Here is a 15,519-nt window from a genome sequence, read left to right on the forward strand (position 1 = left end):
ACCGATAAGCTCGGTCTATGACGCAACCGAGCGCATGGGAGTACGTCACCGTCCCGCTGTTGACACACGCCACCAAGCAAATCCTCGACCAGTGGGGCGCCGACGGCTGGGAGTTGGTCACGGTATTGCCCGGGCCGACCGGTGAGCAGCATGTCGCCTATCTGAAGCGCCCTAAGTGAGCGCCTCCGCCCGCCTCGAAGAGCTCGGCATCACGCTGCCGGAAGTGGCGCGGCCGCTGGCGGCATACGTCCCGGCCGTGCGTACCGGCAACCTGGTCTATACCGCAGGCCAGCTTCCCATGCAGGCCGGCAAACTGGCGGGAACCGGCAAGGTCGGTGGCCAGGTCAGCCCCGAGCAAGCAGCTCGACTGGCGCGGATTTGTGCGCTCAACGCACTGGCGGCCGTGGACTCCGTGGTGGGCATCGACGCGGTGACCCGGGTGGTCAAGGTGGTGGGCTTCGTGGCGTCGGCACCTGGCTTTCATGGTCAGCCCGGTGTGGTCAACGGGGCGTCGGAGCTGCTGGGCGACGTGTTCGGCGACCGCGGGGCGCATGCCCGCTCGGCGGTCGGCGTGGCCGAGCTGCCGCTGGACGCGCCGGTCGAGATCGAACTGGTCGTCGAGGTCGAATGACCGCGGTGGCCGGCGAGGCGCTGACCCATCCCGCCTACGGTCGGCTGCGGCCGGTCACCGAGACGGCGTCGGTGCTGCTGGCCGACAACCCCGGGTTGCTGACCCTGGAGGGCACCAACACCTGGGTGTTGCGCGGCAGGGGCAGCGCCGAGCTGGCGATCGTCGATCCCGGTCCCGACGACGACGAGCACATCGGCCGGGTCGCCGCGCTCGGCCGCATCGCGCTGGTGCTGATCAGCCACCGGCACGGCGATCACACCGACGGCATCGACAAGCTGGTCGATGCGACCGGCGCCGTGGTGCGCGCGGTGGGCAGCGGGTTTCTGCGCGGCCTCGGTGGGCAGCTGACCGATGGGGAAGTGATCGACGTCGCCGGGTTGACGATCACGGTGCTGGCCACCCCGGGCCATACCGCCGATTCGCTGTCGTTCGTGCTCGACGACGCGGTGCTGACGGGCGATACCGTGCTCGGCCGCGGCACCACCGTCATCGACACCGAGGACGGCGACCTGGGCGACTATCTGGAGTCTCTGCGTCGGCTGCAGGCGCTGGGCCGTCGTACCGTGTTGCCCGGCCACGGGCCGGACTTGCCCGATTTAGCGGCCGTCGTGTCGGAATACCTGGCCCACCGCGAGCAGCGGCTGGACCAGATCCGGTCGGCGTTGGCAGAGCTCGGCGATGACGCCACCGCGCGCCAGATCGTCGAGCACGTCTACACCGACGTCGGTGAGGAACTTTGGGACGCCGCCGAATGGTCGGTGCAGGCGCAGCTGAACTATCTACGGACCCGGTAGTCCGCCTACCTCGCCCGGCGGGCCAGCCGTTCGGAGTCGGAGATCAGCACGCTTTTGCCCTCCAGGCGGATCCAACCGCGATGGGCGAAATCGGCCAGCGCCTTGTTCACCGTTTCCCGCGAGGCGCCGACCAGCTGCGCGATCTCCTCCTGCGTCAGGTCATGGGTGACCCGCATCGCCCCGCCTTCTTGGGTGCCGAACCGCTGGGCCAACTGCAGCAGCTGCTTGGCGACCCGGCCGGGCACGTCGGTGAAGATCAGGTCGGCGAGATTGTTGTTGGTGCGGCGCAGCCGACGGGCCAGCACCCGCAGCAACTGCTCGGCGATTTCGGGGCGATCCTTGATCCACGACCGCAGCGCGTCGCGGTCCATCGACACCGCGCGCACTTCGGTGATGGTGGTCGCGCTGGAGGTCCGTGGCCCCGGATCGAAGATCGACAACTCGCCGAACATGTCCGACGGGCCCATGATCGTCAGCAGATTTTCCCGGCCGTCGGGTGAACGCCGGCCGATTTTGACCTTTCCGGAAATGATGATGTACAGCCGGTCGCCCGGCTCCCCTTCCGCGAAAATCGTGTGTCCGCGTGGGAAGTCGACGGGCTGCAATTGTTTCGTCAGCGCGGCGACGGCGCTGGGTTCGACCCCCTGGAAGATTCCGGCCCTCGCCAGGATCTCGTCCACGTTGCCCCTCTAGCTCTTTCAATGTGATTGGCGCAGGTTCGTTGCCCGGCTTCGCCCCGTGCCGTCACCGGCCCGCATTGTCGCCGGGCTGGCCAACCTCTAACCGGCTGGTGAAGCGAGTCTAGAGGTAGGCCATTCGTTCGACGTGCCAACGCTACACAGGATTGGCATGTCGAGTCGGCCTAAACTGCGGATTGGTTGGCGAATGCCGGTGCCGACTGGTCGGCAAGCCCGGCTCTTCGGGAACGGCGAACGCGGCCCGGTAGAACGGGTCGGCGTAGTGTTTGTTGCGGCTGACCGCGGCGAGCGGGGGATCGGAAAGGCGCTCGCTTTGCCGACGGTGCATGTGGTCTAACGCCTCGGGCATCCCGTCTTTGGCCAAAGTGTTGACGTCGTCGGCCTCGGCCTGCTCGAGAAACTCGGCAACATCCTTGGCGGTCACGGTGTCATTGGCCAGTCTCGCCTCCAGCCGGGCCAGCCCGAACGTCGCGAGCATCAGCAATGCCGGGGCGAAGGCCACGAGCAACCAAGACACAAGGTGCAAGTAAACACGGCGAATGTCTCAGTGGGATCACAAATCAGTACTCTGTCGAAGGTGACAGCGGGTAAGACTTCTCGGCGTGCCGCCCCAACAGCCGTGGTGCCGGACGCCGCCACCGACCGGCGCTGGGCATCGGAGACTCGCACCGCCCTGGTGCGACGGGCCCGCCGAATGAATCGCAAACTGGCACAAGCCTTTCCGCACGTGTACTGCGAGTTGGATTTCACCACGCCACTGGAGCTGACGGTGGCCACCATCTTGTCGGCGCAGAGCACCGACAAGCGGGTGAACCTGACGACGCCGGCGCTGTTTGCCCGCTACCGAACCGCGCTGGATTACGCGCAGGCGGATCGCGAAGAGCTCGAAAACCTCATCCGTCCCACCGGTTTCTACCGCAACAAGGCGACAGCGCTGATCCGCCTGGGCCAGGAGCTGGTCGAGCGGTTCGACGGCGAGGTCCCTGCCACGATGGAGGAGCTGGTGTCGCTGCCCGGTATCGGTCGCAAAACCGCCAACGTGATCCTGGGAAATGCGTTCGGCATTCCGGGAATCACCGTCGACACCCACTTCCTGCGGCTGGTGCGACGGTGGCGCTGGACCACCGAAACAGATCCGGTCAAGGTGGAGCACGCGGTCGGCGAGCTCATCGAACGCAGCGAGTGGATCGACCTGAGCCACCGGGTGATCTTCCACGGTCGCCGGGTGTGCCATGCCCGCAAACCGGCGTGCGGAGTGTGCGTGCTGGCCAGGGACTGTCCGTCGTTCGGCGCCGGCCCCACCGAGCCGCTGGTCGCGGCCGCGCTGGTGCAAGGCCCGGAAACCGAGCATCTGTTGGCGCTTGCCGGCCTGTAGCGCGCCGTGATGAGCGCTCCTGCCGATCGGACCACCCGCTGGACCATTGCGGTCTTGGTGGTGGTGGCCGCCCTGGCTGCCGCGCTGGTGCTCACGCTGCGCGAGAGCTCGTCGCCGCCAGGGGTGCCGGTGCCGACCGGCCCGCTGACCGACGGACGCGAACAGCGCGACGCCGATACCCCGGCGGCGCTGGCCGGGCCCCGGCAGCGTGCCGGTCTTCCGCCCTGTCCCATGGCCGCGGGCAAACGAGAACCGGGCGCGCTGCGCGGCGTGGTGGTGGAATGCGCGGCCGACGGCGCACTCGTCGATGCCGCACGATCGCTGGCCGGGCGCCGGGCGGTGCTGAACCTATGGGCGTACTGGTGCGGTCCCTGCGCAACCGAATTGCCGGCGATGGCCGAATATCAACGCCGCGTCGGGCCCGCGGTGACAGTGGTGACGGTGCACCAGGACGAGAACGAAACGGCCGCATTGCTGCGGCTGGCCGAGCTGGGCGTGCGGCTGCCGACTTTCCAGGACGGACGCCGACGGGTCGCTGCGGCGCTGCGCGTCCCAAATGTGATGCCCGCGACGGTGGTATTGCGGTCGGACGGTAGCGTTGCGCAGACGCTGCCGCGAGCCTTCGCCAGTGCCGACGAGATCGCGGCAGCGGTCGGAAAGCCGGATTGGTGAGGAGGTGCCGGTGAGCGCAGCGGTTTCGCTGACGCCTGACGTCGGCCCGGCCTGGCTGCGCCCGCTGGTCGACAATGTCGGTCGGGTGCCCGACGCATTTCGGCGCCGGCTGCCCGCCGATGTGCTGGCCCTGGTGACCGCCGCCAAGGCGACGGCGCAGCTGCGCGGTGACGGGCGCGACGCGGCGGTGCTGGTGCTGTTCTCCGGGCCGGAGTCGGCACCGGTGGACGGCGCTGTTCCCGACGATGCCGATCTGCTGTTGACGGTGCGGGCCTCGACGTTGCGCCACCACGCGGGACAGGCCGCATTCCCCGGGGGCGCATGCGATCCCGACGACGACGGGCCGGTGGCCACCGCACTGCGGGAAGCGCACGAGGAGACCGGTATCGACACCAGCCGACTTCGTCCACTGGCGACCATGGAGCGAACTTTCATCGCCCCCTCGGGTTTTCACGTTGTCCCGGTGCTGGCCTACTCACCTGATCCGGGGCCGGTCGCCGTGGTGAACGAAGCCGAAACCGCGGTGGTGGCACGGGTTCCGGTGCGCGCCTTCGTCAACCCGGCCAACCGGCTGATGGTGTATCGCCGTCCGCACAGTCGGCGCTTCGCCGGACCCGCGTTCCTGTTGAACGAGATGCTGGTGTGGGGATTCACTGGCCAAGTGATTTCGGCGATGCTCGATGTGGCCGGCTGGGCACAGCCCTGGGACACCGGCAATGTGCTGGAGCTGGACGAGGCGATGGCGCTGGTCGGCGGCGAAGGCGGTACACCGCGATGAGCTCGATGACCTCCTCCCAGTGGCTGGACATCGCCGTACTGGCAGTGGCGTTCATCGCGGCGATCTCGGGCTGGCGCTCGGGCGCGATGGGCTCGCTGCTGTCATTCGTCGGCGTGATGCTGGGCGCCGTCGCCGGTGTGCTGCTGGCCCCGCACATCGTCACGCACATCAGCGCGCCGCGGGCCAAGCTATTCGCCGCGCTGTTTTTGATCCTGTCGTTGGTCGTGGTCGGCGAAATCGCCGGCGTGGTGTTGGGCCGCGCGGTGCGCGGCGCGATCCGCAGCCGCCCAATCCGATTCGTCGACTCGCTGGTGGGAGTGGCCCTGCAGCTGGTGGTGGTGCTGGTTGCGGCGTGGCTGCTGGCCACGCCACTGACCGAGTCCAAAGATCAGCCGGCCCTGGCCGCGGCCGTGCGCGGCTCGCGGGTACTGGCCGAGGTCAACCACGTCGCGCCCAGCTGGCTCAAGACGGTGCCCAAGCGGATGTCCTCGCTGCTGGACACCTCGGGTCTGCCCGCAGTGCTGGAACCGTTCAGCCGCACACCGGTGGTCGCAGTCGCGGCACCGGATGCTGCGATAACCAGTAACCCGGTGGTTGCCGCCACCGAGCCCAGTGTGGTCAAGATCCGGGCCATCGCTCCCGGTTGCCAGAAAGTGTTGGAGGGCAGTGGATTTGTCCTCTCCCCGCAGCGAGTGATGACGAATGCGCACGTGGTGGCCGGCGCCAACAGTGTCACGGTGGCCGCCAGCGGCACCCCCTACGACGCCACCGTCGTGTCCTATGACCCGTCGGTCGACATCGCCATCCTCGCCGTGCCGAACCTGCCGGCCGGGCCGTTGGCGTTCGCCGATGCGGCGGCGAAAACCGGCACCGACGCGCTGGTGTTGGGCTATCCGGGCGGCGGTGACTTTGTGGCAACCCCGGCCAGAATCCGGGAGATCATCGAGCTGAGCGGTCCCGACATCTACCGCAACGCCACCGTCACCCGCGAGGTTTACACGATCAGAGCCACTGTGGAACAAGGGAATTCGGGCGGACCACTGATAGACCTCAACGGTAACGTGCTCGGCGTCGTTTTCGGCGCCGCGGTCGACGACCCCGACACCGGGTTTGTCCTCACGGCCAAAGAGGTAGCCGGTCAACTGGCCAAAATCGGCGACACCCAGCCGGTCGGCACCGGAGCCTGCGTCAGCTGATCCGGGGTCCGTGCACCTGCTCGAGAAATCGCATCAGGTGGCGGTTGACTTCGTCCGGCGCCTCTTCGTGACCGAAATGGCCTACGCTGCCGACGGATACGTAACGACCGTGCGGCGCGTAGCGCCGAGTGCGCTCAACCGGGTCCGCCAGCACGTAGGGATCGGCGTCGCCGCGCAGGTGCAGCACCGGGATGCCCAGTTGTCGGCTCATCGACTTCATGAACCGCCTGCCCTCGTCGCGCAGTTGGCTGCGCACCGCCCACCGCTGATATTCCAGCGCCGAGTGTGCCGCCGACGGAATCTGGATGGCCAGCCGCAGATGGCCAATTGTTTCGGAAAAGTCCTCGGAAGCAAGCCATTTCGCGGAGGCTCGGCCGCGCACCAGACGCTCGACTTCTTCGCCGTCGTTTCGGGTCAGCGCGCGCTCGGGCCAAATCGGCACCTGATAGCGCAGCAAGGTCGGCAGCAGTGCCCGGGCCTGGTCTCGACGGGTCAGTGCTGAGCGGCGCAGCGCGGCGGGGTGCGGCGAGCTGACCACCGCGATGGCGCGCACCAGCCGCGGATGCAGCACGGAGGTCGCCCAGCACACCAGTCCGCCGTCGGCGTGGCCGACCAGGGTGGCCGAGGAGTGTCCGAGCGCCCGGATCAGTCCCGCGGTGTCGCCGGCCAGCGTCCAGCCGTCATAACCGCGGGGCGGCTTGTCACTGCCGCCGTAGCCGCGCAGGTCGACCGCCACGACCCGGGCGCCGGTGAGGCCGCGCAGCTGGTGACGCCAGGACCACCAGAACGAGGCGAAGCCGTGCAGGAGGATGACCAGCGGCCGCGCGGACGGCGGCGCGGTCGCGCCGCGACCGGCCGGAGCCGCTTCGACGACGTGAAACCGGATGCCGTTGGCGTGGATGTCCAGATGCCGCCATGGCCCGTCGATACGGGTTACCGACGGATCCGGTGGCGCCATCTACCAGCCTGAAGGATCGGCGGGCGTCCCGCGCTGCGGTGTGATCGCCCGCTGCTCGGCTTTTTCGTGGCCGGGCGCCAATGCGGTGCGGGTTTCCTTGACCGATTCGATGGTCTGGCGCGGCCCGCGGATGCGGCGGACCTTCAGATAACCCAACACCGCGAGCACTGCGGTGACCACGACCATCAGGCCGAACACGATCAGGTACGAAGCCCATCGCCACAGCCAGGTGTTGAGCAGCTCGGCGAGAAAAAAGAAGAAGAAGAACGTCGAATAAAACAGCACCACCAGCGCCGAGACGAAAAACACGCTGCCGGTGAGGCCTTTTTTGACGTCGCGGGTGATCTCGGCGCGGGCCAGCTCGATTTCAGCGCGGACCAGCGTGGATACCTGGGTTGTCGCTTCCTTGACCAGGGCGCCGATCGACGGCTCGACGGGGGAGGCGTGCGGATCCGTCAAGGGAATCGTGGTCAGCGTGCCCGACACCGGGTCTTTGTGGCGGGTCCTGCTGTTTGTGTTCGTACGATCACCGTCGCTCACACACGGTCCTTTCGGTTCGCCATCGTCGCGGTTCATGTTGCCATGCCGCGCAATGCCAGACGAGGCCAGCGCAGGAGAACCCGCAGACGGCAGTGGCAAACCTGTGGTCACGCTAGACTGACGCAGCGTTTGGCGATTCTGGGCCGGACTCATCGACGGGAGTGGATGCCTTGCAGACCGCGCACCGCCGCGTCATGGCGGCGATGGTGGCCTTGATCCTGCTGATGGCGGCCGGCCCGGCCGGTACCGGCAAGGCGGACGACAAGGTCATTCTCGGTGGCGGCGCGGGCATCGTCGTCAACGGGGAGGCGCTGTGCACCCTGACCACCATCGGCACCGACAACACCGGCGCGCTGATCGGCTTCACCTCCGCGCATTGCGGCGGGCCCGGCGCCGTCGTCGCCGCTGAAGCCGCGCAAGACCACGGCACCCTGGGCACCATGGTGGCCGGCAACGACAGCCTCGATTACGCGGTCATCCGGTTCGACCCGGCGAAGGTGGCGCCGGTGGCGAACTTCAACAACTTCCCGATCAATGGCATCGGACCGGATCCGGCGACCGGGCAGGTGGTCTGCAAGCTGGGCCGGACCACCGGTGATTCCTGCGGTGTCACGTTCGGGCCGGGCCAAGATCCCGGCACCATCGTCGCCCAGCTCTGTGGCCAGCCCGGCGACTCAGGAGGACCGGTCACCGTCAACAGCATGCTGGTCGGGATGATCCACGGCGCCTTCAGCGAGAAGCTGCCGGGTTGCGTCATCAAATACATCCCGCTGCACACCCCGGCGGTGGTGGTGTCGATCAACGCGGTGCTGGCGGATCTGGCCGCCAAGGGCCGGCCCGGCGCCGGTTTCGTGCCGGTGCCGGCCTGATGACCTGACAGCTACCTGGCGGCGCGGATCGCGTCGAACACGCCGGGGTCCAGCAGTGTCGAGGTGTCGCCGAGTTCGCGGTTTTCCGCGATGTCGCGCAGCAGCCGGCGCATGATCTTGCCGCTGCGGGTCTTCGGCAGCTCGGGCACCACATGGACCTCGCGGGGCCGGGCGATCGGCGAGATTTCGCGGGCCACCTGGGCGCGCAGCTCGTCGATGATCTCCTCGCCTACCGTCGCGGGCTGGTTGGCCTGCAAGACCACGAACGCGCAGATCGCCTGGCCGGTGGTGTCGTCGCTGGCGCCGACGACCGCGGCCTCGGCCACCCCCGAGTGGCCGACCAGCGCCGATTCCACCTCCGCGGTGGAAATCCGATGCCCGGACACGTTCATCACGTCGTCGATGCGGCCCACCACCCAGATCGCGCCGTCGGCGTCGTAGCGGGCGCTGTCGCCGGCGAAATACCAGCCCTGCCGGGCGAATCTGGACCAGTAGGTCTCGCGGTACCGCTCGGGGTCACCCCAGATGCCGCGCAGCATGGCCGGCCACGGCTGGTCCACCACCAGGTAGCCGGTGACGTGCTCGCCTTCGTCGGGCCCGGGCGGGAGTTGATTGCCGTGGTCGTCGACGATCTTGGCCGAGATGCCCGGCAGCGGCCGCATCGCCGAACCCGGTTTTGCCGCGGCCACGGCGGGCAGCGGTGAGATCATCGCGGCACCAGTCTCGGTCTGCCACCAGGTGTCCACGACCGGGGTGCGGCCGCCGCCGACGACGGTGCGATACCAGCGCCAGGCTTCCGGGTTGATGGGTTCACCGACCGACCCGAGCAGCCGCAGGCTGGACAGGTCGTGGGCGGCGGGAATGTCGCGGCCCCATTTCATGAAAGTGCGGATTAATGTCGGTGCCGCGTAATAGATTGCCACACCGTATTTTTCGATGATCTCGAAGTGCCGGTGCTGGTTGGGGGTGTCCGGCGTGCCCTCGTAGATGACTTCCGAGGCGCCGTTGGACAGCGGCCCGTAGACGCTGTAGGTGTGCCCGGTGACCCAGCCGATATCGGCGGTGCACCAGAACACGTCGCTGTCCGGCTTGATGTCGAAGATGCTGTAGTGCGTGTACGACGTCTGGGTCAAATACCCGCCGCTGGTGTGCATGATCCCTTTGGGCTTGCCGGTGGTGCCCGACGTGTACAGCAAAAACAGCGGCTGCTCGGCATCGAACGGCTCGGCCGTGTGCTCGGGCGCCGCCGGGTCGACGACGTCGTGCCACCACAGGTCGCGGCCATCGGTCCAGGGCACGTCGCTGCCGGTGCGCCGGACCACCAGCACGCGCTCGACGGGGCTGTCCGGCTGCCCGACCGCCTCGTCGGCGGCGGCCTTGAGCGGAGCGGGTTTGCCGCGCCGAAACTGGCCGTCGGCGGTGATCAGCAGCTTGGCTTGGGCGTCGGCGATCCGCGCCCGCAACGCCGTGGCAGTAAAGCCGGCGAACACGACGCTGTGCATGATGCCCAGCCGGGCGCAGGCCAGCATTGCCACGATTGCCTCGGGGATCATCGGCAGATAGATCGCGACCCGGTCGCCGGCGACCAGACCGAGCCCGGTCAGCGCGTTGGCGGCCTTGCATACCTGGGTCTTGAGCTCGGCATAGGTCAGGGTGCGGCTCTCCCCGACCGGCTCGCCTTCCCAAAAGATGGCCACCCGGTCGCCGTGGCCGGCCTCGACGTGGCGGTCCACGCAGTTGTAAGCGACGTTGAGTTTGCCCCCGACGAACCACCTGGCGAACGGGGCCTGCGACCAGTCCAGCACCTGTTCGAACGGCGCCGCCCAGGACAGCCGGCCGGCTTGCTTGGCCCAAAACGCCAGCCGGTCCCGCTCGGCCTCCCGGTACGCGTCGTCGCCGACGTTGGCCTGTGCGACGAAGTCCGGGGGCGGGGGATACGACGACGGTGCCTGGGTGTGCGTCTCGGTCACGTGAGCGAGCGTAACCGGGGCGATGACGTCGACGCAGCCGAAGCACTTAGGGTCGGCCCCATGCGTCGGATGCACGCCGTGGCGGCGGTTGTGGTGATTGCCGCCGCAATGTTGGCAGGCTGCGGCGGCGGCGGGGTCAGCTCCGACGCGGTGATCGTCAACGGCGGTGAGCCGCAAAACCCGCTGATTCCGACCAACACTAACGACAGCAACGGCGGGCGCATCATCGACCGGCTCTTCGCGGGCCTGATGTCCTATGACGCCAAGGGCACACCGACGCTTGAGGTCGCACAGTCGATCGAGACCACCGACAACGTCAACTACCGCATCGTGCTCAAACCGGGATGGACCTTCAGCGACGGATCACCGGTGACGGCCCACTCGTTCGTCGACGCCTGGAACTACGGCGCGCTGGCCACCAACGCCCAGCTGCAGCAAAGCTTCTTCAGTCCGATCGCCGGTTTCGACGAGGTGGCCGCACCGAAACCTGCCGCGACGGCCATGACAGGATTGCGGGTGCTCAGCGATCGTGAATTCACTGTGCGGCTCAAAGCACCCGCTATCGATTTCAAACTGCGGCTTGGCTTTTCGCCATTCTATCCGCTTCCGCCGGTAGCGTTTCGAGACATGGCGGCGTTCGGGCAGCATCCGATCGGCAACGGTCCGTACAAGCTCGCCGACGGCGGGTCCTGGCAGCACAACGTCAAAATCGAGCTGGTGCCCAACCCCGCTTACCATGGCAGCCGGGTGCCGCAGAACAAAGGGCTGCGTTTCGTCTTCTACGCCAGCCTCGACACCGCCTACGCAGACCTGCTCTCAGCCAACCTCGATGTGCTGGACACGATTCCGACCAGCGTACTGCCGGTCTACCGCAAAGACCTCGGCGGGCGTGCTGTCACCGCACCCGCGGCGGTCAATCAGACCCTGGATACGCCGCTGCGGCTAGCGCACTTCGGCGGCGAAGAAGGCAGGCTGCGCCGGCTCGCCCTGTCGGCAGCGATCAACCGGGACCAGATCTGTCGACAGATCTTCATCGAATCCCGCGCGCCCGCACGTGATTTCACCGCCAGTTCGCTGCCCGGATACAACCCGAACATCGAAGGCAGCGACGCGCTGGACTTCAACCCGGACCGGGCGCGCCAGCTGTGGTCGCGGGCCAACGGCATCTCGCAATGGAGCGGGAGCTATGCAATCGCATACAACGCGGACGGCGGTCACCAGGAGTGGGTGGACGCGGTGGCCAACAGCATCAAGAACACGCTGGGCATCGACGCGGTCGGCGCACCACAACCCACGTTCGCGGGGTTTCGTACCCAGATCACCGGTCACACCATCACTACTGCGTTTCGCGCCGGCTGGCAGGGCGACTACCCGTCGATGCTGGAGTTTTTGGCGCCCCTGTTCGTCACCGGCGCCGGCGCCAACGACGTCGGCTACTCCAACCGGGATTTCGACGCCGCGCTGGCCAGCGCCGAGTCCGCGCCCAGCCTGCCGCAGTCCTACGCGCTGACCAACCAAGCTCAGCGAATCCTGTTGCACGACATGCCAGTTGTACCGCTGTGGTACACCATCAGCGTGGCTGGATACTCACCCGCGGTGCGCAACGTGGTCTTGACCTGGAATGGTCTGCCCGACTACGAACACATCCGCAAGACGTGACATGGCCTGGTACGTCGTCCGCCGTATCGCGCTGATGGTTCCCGTTTTTCTCGGCGCCACCCTGCTGATCTACGGGATGGTGTTCCTGCTGCCGGGAGATCCGATAGCCGCACTGGGCGGGGACCGGCCGCTGAGCCCAGCGGTGGCGGCACAGCTGCGAGCCCAATACCACCTCGACGACCCCTTCGTGGTGCAGTACTTGCACTATCTGGCCGACATTGTGCGCGGTGACTTCGGCCGCGCCTACTCTGGTCTGCCGGTCAGCACCGTTTTGGCCCAAGCCTTTCCAGTGACAATGCGGTTGGCGGCGATCGCGCTGGCGGTGGAGGCGATCCTCGGGATCGGCTTGGGCGTGATCGCCGGCTTGCGCCAGGGCGGCATCTTCGACGCCGGGGTGCTGACCGCGAGCCTGGTCATCATCGCGGTCCCGATCTTCGTGCTGGGTTTCGTGGCGCAGTTCGCCTTCGGCGTCCGGCTGGGGATCGTCCCGGTCACGGTGGGCGATCAGGCGACATTCGCGCGGCTGCTGCTGCCCGGCATCGTGCTGGGTTCGGTGTCGTTTGCCTACGTGGTGCGGTTGACCCGTTCGGCGGTGGCTGCCAATGCCCACGCCGACTATGTGCGCACTGCGACCGCCAAGGGACTTTCCCGGCCCCGGGTGGTCACCGTGCACATTCTGCGCAACTCGCTGATTCCGGTGGTGACGTTTCTCGGCGCGGACCTCGGCGCGCTGATGGGCGGTGCGATCGTGACCGAAGGTATCTTCAACATCCACGGTGTCGGCGGTGTGCTGTATCAGGCGGTCACCCGGCAGGAGGTGCCGACCGTGGTGTCCATCGTGACCGTGCTTGTCGTGGTGTACCTGATCACCAACCTGGCGGTGGACCTGCTCTACGCGGTTCTGGACCCCCGGATCCGCTATGGCTGAACAAGTTGTCAGCCACGGCTTGTGGCGCACCACCTGGTGGGGACTGCGCCGGCAACCGAAGTTCCTTGTGGCCGCAGCGCTGATCGTGTTCGTCGGTCTGGTCGCCGCTTTCCCCGCGTTGTTCACCAGCGCCGACCCGACCTACGCCGACCCCGGCCAAAGCCTGCTGAACCCGTCGGCGGCGCATTGGTTCGGCACCGACCTACAGGGCCACGACATCTACGCCCGCACCGTGTACGGCGCGCGGGCTTCCATCACCGTGGGGTTGGGCGCGACGCTGGCGGTGTTCGTCGTCGGCGGAACCCTGGGCGCGCTGGCCGGCTTCTACGGCGGCTGGATAGACGCGGCGGTGTCCCGCCTCGCTGATGTGTTCTTCGGAATACCGCTGCTGCTCGCCGCGATCGTGCTCATGCAGGTCATGCAGCACCGCACGGTGTGGACGGTGATCGCGATCCTGGCATCGTTCGGCTGGCCACAGATCGCCCGCATCGCGCGCAGCGCGGTCATCCAGGTGCGGACCAGCGACTATGTGCTGGCAGCTAAGGCCATGGGGCTGAGCAGGTTTCGGATTTTGGTATGGCACGCGCTGCCCAACGCGGTGGGCCCGGTGATCGCCGTCGCCACCGTCGCGCTGGGTACATTCATCGTCACTGAAGCGACGTTGTCCTACCTCGGCGTCGGGCTGCCGCCGTCGGTGGTGTCCTGGGGCGGTGACATCAGCATCGCCCAGACCCGACTGCGCGCCGGCTCTCCGATCTTGTTCTATCCGGCGGGGGCATTAGCGATTACGGTGCTGGCTTTCATGATGATGGGCGACGCGTTACGCGACGCCTTGGATCCGGTGTCACGGTCATGAGTGGCGCGGAAGGGCCGCTGCTCGCGGTCGAGGACCTCGAAGTCAGATTCGGCGACGACGATGCCGCGGTTCGTGGAGTGTGGCTCACGGTGCACCATGGGCAGACCGTTGGCGTGGTCGGCGAATCCGGCTCAGGCAAATCCACCACCGCGGCCGCCATACTCGGGCTGCTTCCCGGCGACGGACGGATCACTCGTGGCCGCATCCTCTTCGAAGGCCTCGATCTCGCCGCGGCCAATCCGCGGGTATTGCGCTCGATCCGGGGCCGGGCGATCGGTTACGTGCCGCAGGATCCGATGACCAACCTCAACCCAGTGTGGGGGGTCGGCTTTCAAGTCCGAGAAGCATTGCGCGCCAATAATATCTCCGACCACCGACCGTTGGACCTGCTCGCCTGGGCGGGCATACCGGATCCGGCCACCCAGGCCCGCCGCTATCCGCATCAGCTGTCCGGCGGCATGTGCCAGCGCGCCCTCATCGCCATCGGGTTGGCCGGACGGCCACGGCTGCTGATCGCCGATGAGCCGACCTCGGCGCTCGACGTCACCGTGCAGCGAAAGGTGCTTGATCATCTGCAGCGTCTGGCCCGCGAACGCGGTACCGCGGTGTTGCTGATCACTCATGACCTGGCACTGGCCGCCGAACGCGCCGAGCGTCTGGTCGTCATGCAGCGCGGTGTGGTCGTGGAATCCGGTGATGCACAGGAGGTTCTGGCCAATCCCCAGCACGATTACACGCGTCAGCTTATCGCCGCGGCACCGGCGATGCGCCCAGCGGGCAGGCCCGCTCGGCGAACCGGTGACGACATCGTGGTCGCCTCGGAGTTGACGAAGGTCTACCGGATGTCACGCGGAGCGCCGTGGCGGCATGCGGAGCTGCGCGCTGTCGACGGCGTGTCGTTTCGGCTGCGGCGAGCCAGCACGCTGGGGATCGCTGGCGAATCCGGTTCGGGGAAATCCACCCTGGCACGGATGGTGCTCGGTCTGCTGCAACCGAGCTCAGGCACAGTGTTTTTCGACGGCCAGGATGTCGGCGCGTTAGACCGTCGGCGAGCGTTCGCGTTTCGCCGGCGAATACAGCCGGTTTTTCAAAACCCTTACAGCAGTTTAGATCCCATGTACTCGGTATTTCGTGCCATCGAGGAACCCTTACGCGTCCACGGCATCGGCGACCGTCGGCAACGTGCGCAGGCGGTGCGTGAGCTGGCCGACCAGGTGGCGTTGCCGTCGTGGCTGTTGGGCCGCTTGCCTCGCGAGCTGTCCGGCGGCCAGCGCCAGCGGGTCGCGATCGCCCGGGCGCTGGCGCTGCACCCGGAGGTGCTGGTGTGCGACGAGGCCGTCTCGTCGCTTGACGTCGTGGTGCAGGCCCAGATACTGGACCTGCTCGCCGACCTGCAGGCTCGACTCGGCCTGACCTATCTGTTCATCAGCCACGATCTGGCGGTGATACGCCAAATCGCCGACGAGGTCCTGGTGATGCACGCCGGACGGGTGGTCGAGCACGCACCGACCGAGGACGTGTTCACCCGACCGCGCCATGAGCACACCCGCCAACTGCTCGACGCCATCCCCCGGCGCACCCACCCGATAGCGTGA

17 protein-coding genes are annotated in these 15,519 nt (G+C 67.4%); 12 read left to right on the forward strand and 5 right to left on the reverse strand.

All coding sequences use genetic code 11. The features are described from left to right. Positions 1-17: 17 nt before the first annotated feature. From MHEC_RS01565 to MHEC_RS01575, 3 genes are read left to right on the forward strand one after another with little or no spacing between them, the layout of a single operon-like run. Positions 18-179 carry a DUF4177 domain-containing protein gene (locus MHEC_RS01565; RefSeq protein ID WP_071700314.1) on the forward strand — a complete coding sequence of 54 codons (162 nt, stop codon included), beginning with the start codon at positions 18-20 and terminating at the stop codon, positions 177-179. After that, the gene (locus MHEC_RS01570; RefSeq protein WP_048891475.1) at positions 176-631 is read left to right on the forward strand and encodes a RidA family protein; all 456 of its coding nucleotides are present in this window, start codon (positions 176-178) and stop codon (positions 629-631) included. The genes MHEC_RS01565 and MHEC_RS01570 overlap by 4 nt, the downstream gene beginning before the upstream one ends. Further along, complete coding sequence (locus MHEC_RS01575) at positions 628-1,425, forward strand: MBL fold metallo-hydrolase (RefSeq protein WP_048891476.1); 798 nt, start codon at positions 628-630, stop codon at positions 1,423-1,425. The genes MHEC_RS01570 and MHEC_RS01575 overlap by 4 nt, the downstream gene beginning before the upstream one ends. A gap of 5 nt (positions 1,426-1,430) precedes the next feature. Here MHEC_RS01575 and crp read toward each other — a convergent pair whose 3' ends face one another. Continuing rightward, positions 1,431-2,105 (reverse strand): cAMP-activated global transcriptional regulator CRP, encoded by a 675-nt coding sequence (crp, locus tag MHEC_RS01580; protein WP_003921614.1) that lies wholly within the window; start codon positions 2,103-2,105, stop codon positions 1,431-1,433. Positions 2,106-2,259: 154 nt separating this feature from the next. Further along, positions 2,260-2,601: a hypothetical protein gene (locus tag MHEC_RS01585; RefSeq protein WP_235434796.1), complete on the reverse strand. Its 342-nt coding sequence runs from the start codon at positions 2,599-2,601 to the stop codon at positions 2,260-2,262. Between the two features lie 216 nt (positions 2,602-2,817). On the opposite strand from MHEC_RS01585, the gene nth reads away from it, so the two are divergent. The 4 genes from nth to marP are packed head-to-tail and all read left to right on the forward strand — an operon-like array spanning position 2,818 to position 6,144. Next, entirely contained in the window at positions 2,818-3,498 is a 681-nt protein-coding gene (gene nth, locus MHEC_RS01590; RefSeq protein WP_099869476.1) for an endonuclease III, read from the forward strand. Positions 3,499-3,507: 9 nt separating this feature from the next. Beyond that, the gene (locus MHEC_RS01595; protein ID WP_048891479.1) at positions 3,508-4,170 is read left to right on the forward strand and encodes a TlpA family protein disulfide reductase; all 663 of its coding nucleotides are present in this window, start codon (positions 3,508-3,510) and stop codon (positions 4,168-4,170) included. Then, the gene (locus MHEC_RS01600; RefSeq protein WP_172442208.1) at positions 4,163-4,948 is read left to right on the forward strand and encodes an NUDIX hydrolase; all 786 of its coding nucleotides are present in this window, start codon (positions 4,163-4,165) and stop codon (positions 4,946-4,948) included. The genes MHEC_RS01595 and MHEC_RS01600 overlap by 8 nt, the downstream gene beginning before the upstream one ends. 5 nt (positions 4,949-4,953) lie before the next feature. Beyond that, complete coding sequence (gene marP / locus MHEC_RS01605) at positions 4,954-6,144, forward strand: acid resistance serine protease MarP (RefSeq protein ID WP_099869474.1); 1,191 nt, start codon at positions 4,954-4,956, stop codon at positions 6,142-6,144. Here the strand turns inward: marP and MHEC_RS01610 are convergent. Further along, entirely contained in the window at positions 6,137-7,102 is a 966-nt protein-coding gene (locus MHEC_RS01610) for an alpha/beta fold hydrolase (protein ID WP_048891481.1), read from the reverse strand. The genes marP and MHEC_RS01610 overlap by 8 nt on opposite strands. Further along, the gene (locus MHEC_RS01615) at positions 7,103-7,588 is read right to left on the reverse strand and encodes a phage holin family protein (RefSeq protein ID WP_099869472.1); all 486 of its coding nucleotides are present in this window, start codon (positions 7,586-7,588) and stop codon (positions 7,103-7,105) included. It abuts the gene before it with no gap. Positions 7,589-7,812: 224 nt separating this feature from the next. On the opposite strand from MHEC_RS01615, the gene MHEC_RS01620 reads away from it, so the two are divergent. Beyond that, positions 7,813-8,511, forward strand: coding sequence for a S1 family peptidase (locus tag MHEC_RS01620; RefSeq protein ID WP_048891516.1), 699 nt, complete (start codon positions 7,813-7,815; stop codon positions 8,509-8,511). An 11-nt stretch (positions 8,512-8,522) separates the two neighbouring features. Here MHEC_RS01620 and acs read toward each other — a convergent pair whose 3' ends face one another. Next, entirely contained in the window at positions 8,523-10,481 is a 1,959-nt protein-coding gene (acs, locus tag MHEC_RS01625; protein ID WP_048891482.1) for an acetate--CoA ligase, read from the reverse strand. Positions 10,482-10,541: 60 nt separating this feature from the next. Here acs and MHEC_RS01630 point away from each other — a divergent pair, with 60 nt between their 5' ends. From MHEC_RS01630 to MHEC_RS01645, 4 genes are read left to right on the forward strand one after another with little or no spacing between them, the layout of a single operon-like run. Beyond that, positions 10,542-12,140, forward strand: coding sequence for a peptide ABC transporter substrate-binding protein (locus MHEC_RS01630; RefSeq protein WP_048891517.1), 1,599 nt, complete (start codon positions 10,542-10,544; stop codon positions 12,138-12,140). Between the two features lies 1 nt (position 12,141). Continuing rightward, positions 12,142-13,068 (forward strand): ABC transporter permease, encoded by a 927-nt coding sequence (locus MHEC_RS01635; RefSeq protein WP_048891483.1) that lies wholly within the window; start codon positions 12,142-12,144, stop codon positions 13,066-13,068. Then, positions 13,061-13,924 (forward strand): ABC transporter permease, encoded by an 864-nt coding sequence (locus tag MHEC_RS01640; protein WP_048891484.1) that lies wholly within the window; start codon positions 13,061-13,063, stop codon positions 13,922-13,924. The genes MHEC_RS01635 and MHEC_RS01640 overlap by 8 nt, the downstream gene beginning before the upstream one ends. Next, positions 13,921-15,519: a dipeptide ABC transporter ATP-binding protein gene (locus tag MHEC_RS01645; RefSeq protein ID WP_071700313.1), complete on the forward strand. Its 1,599-nt coding sequence runs from the start codon at positions 13,921-13,923 to the stop codon at positions 15,517-15,519. The genes MHEC_RS01640 and MHEC_RS01645 overlap by 4 nt, the downstream gene beginning before the upstream one ends.

It is taken from the genome of Mycobacterium heckeshornense (assembly GCF_016592155.1).
GTDB classification, from domain to species: Bacteria; Actinomycetota; Actinomycetes; order Mycobacteriales; family Mycobacteriaceae; genus Mycobacterium; species Mycobacterium heckeshornense.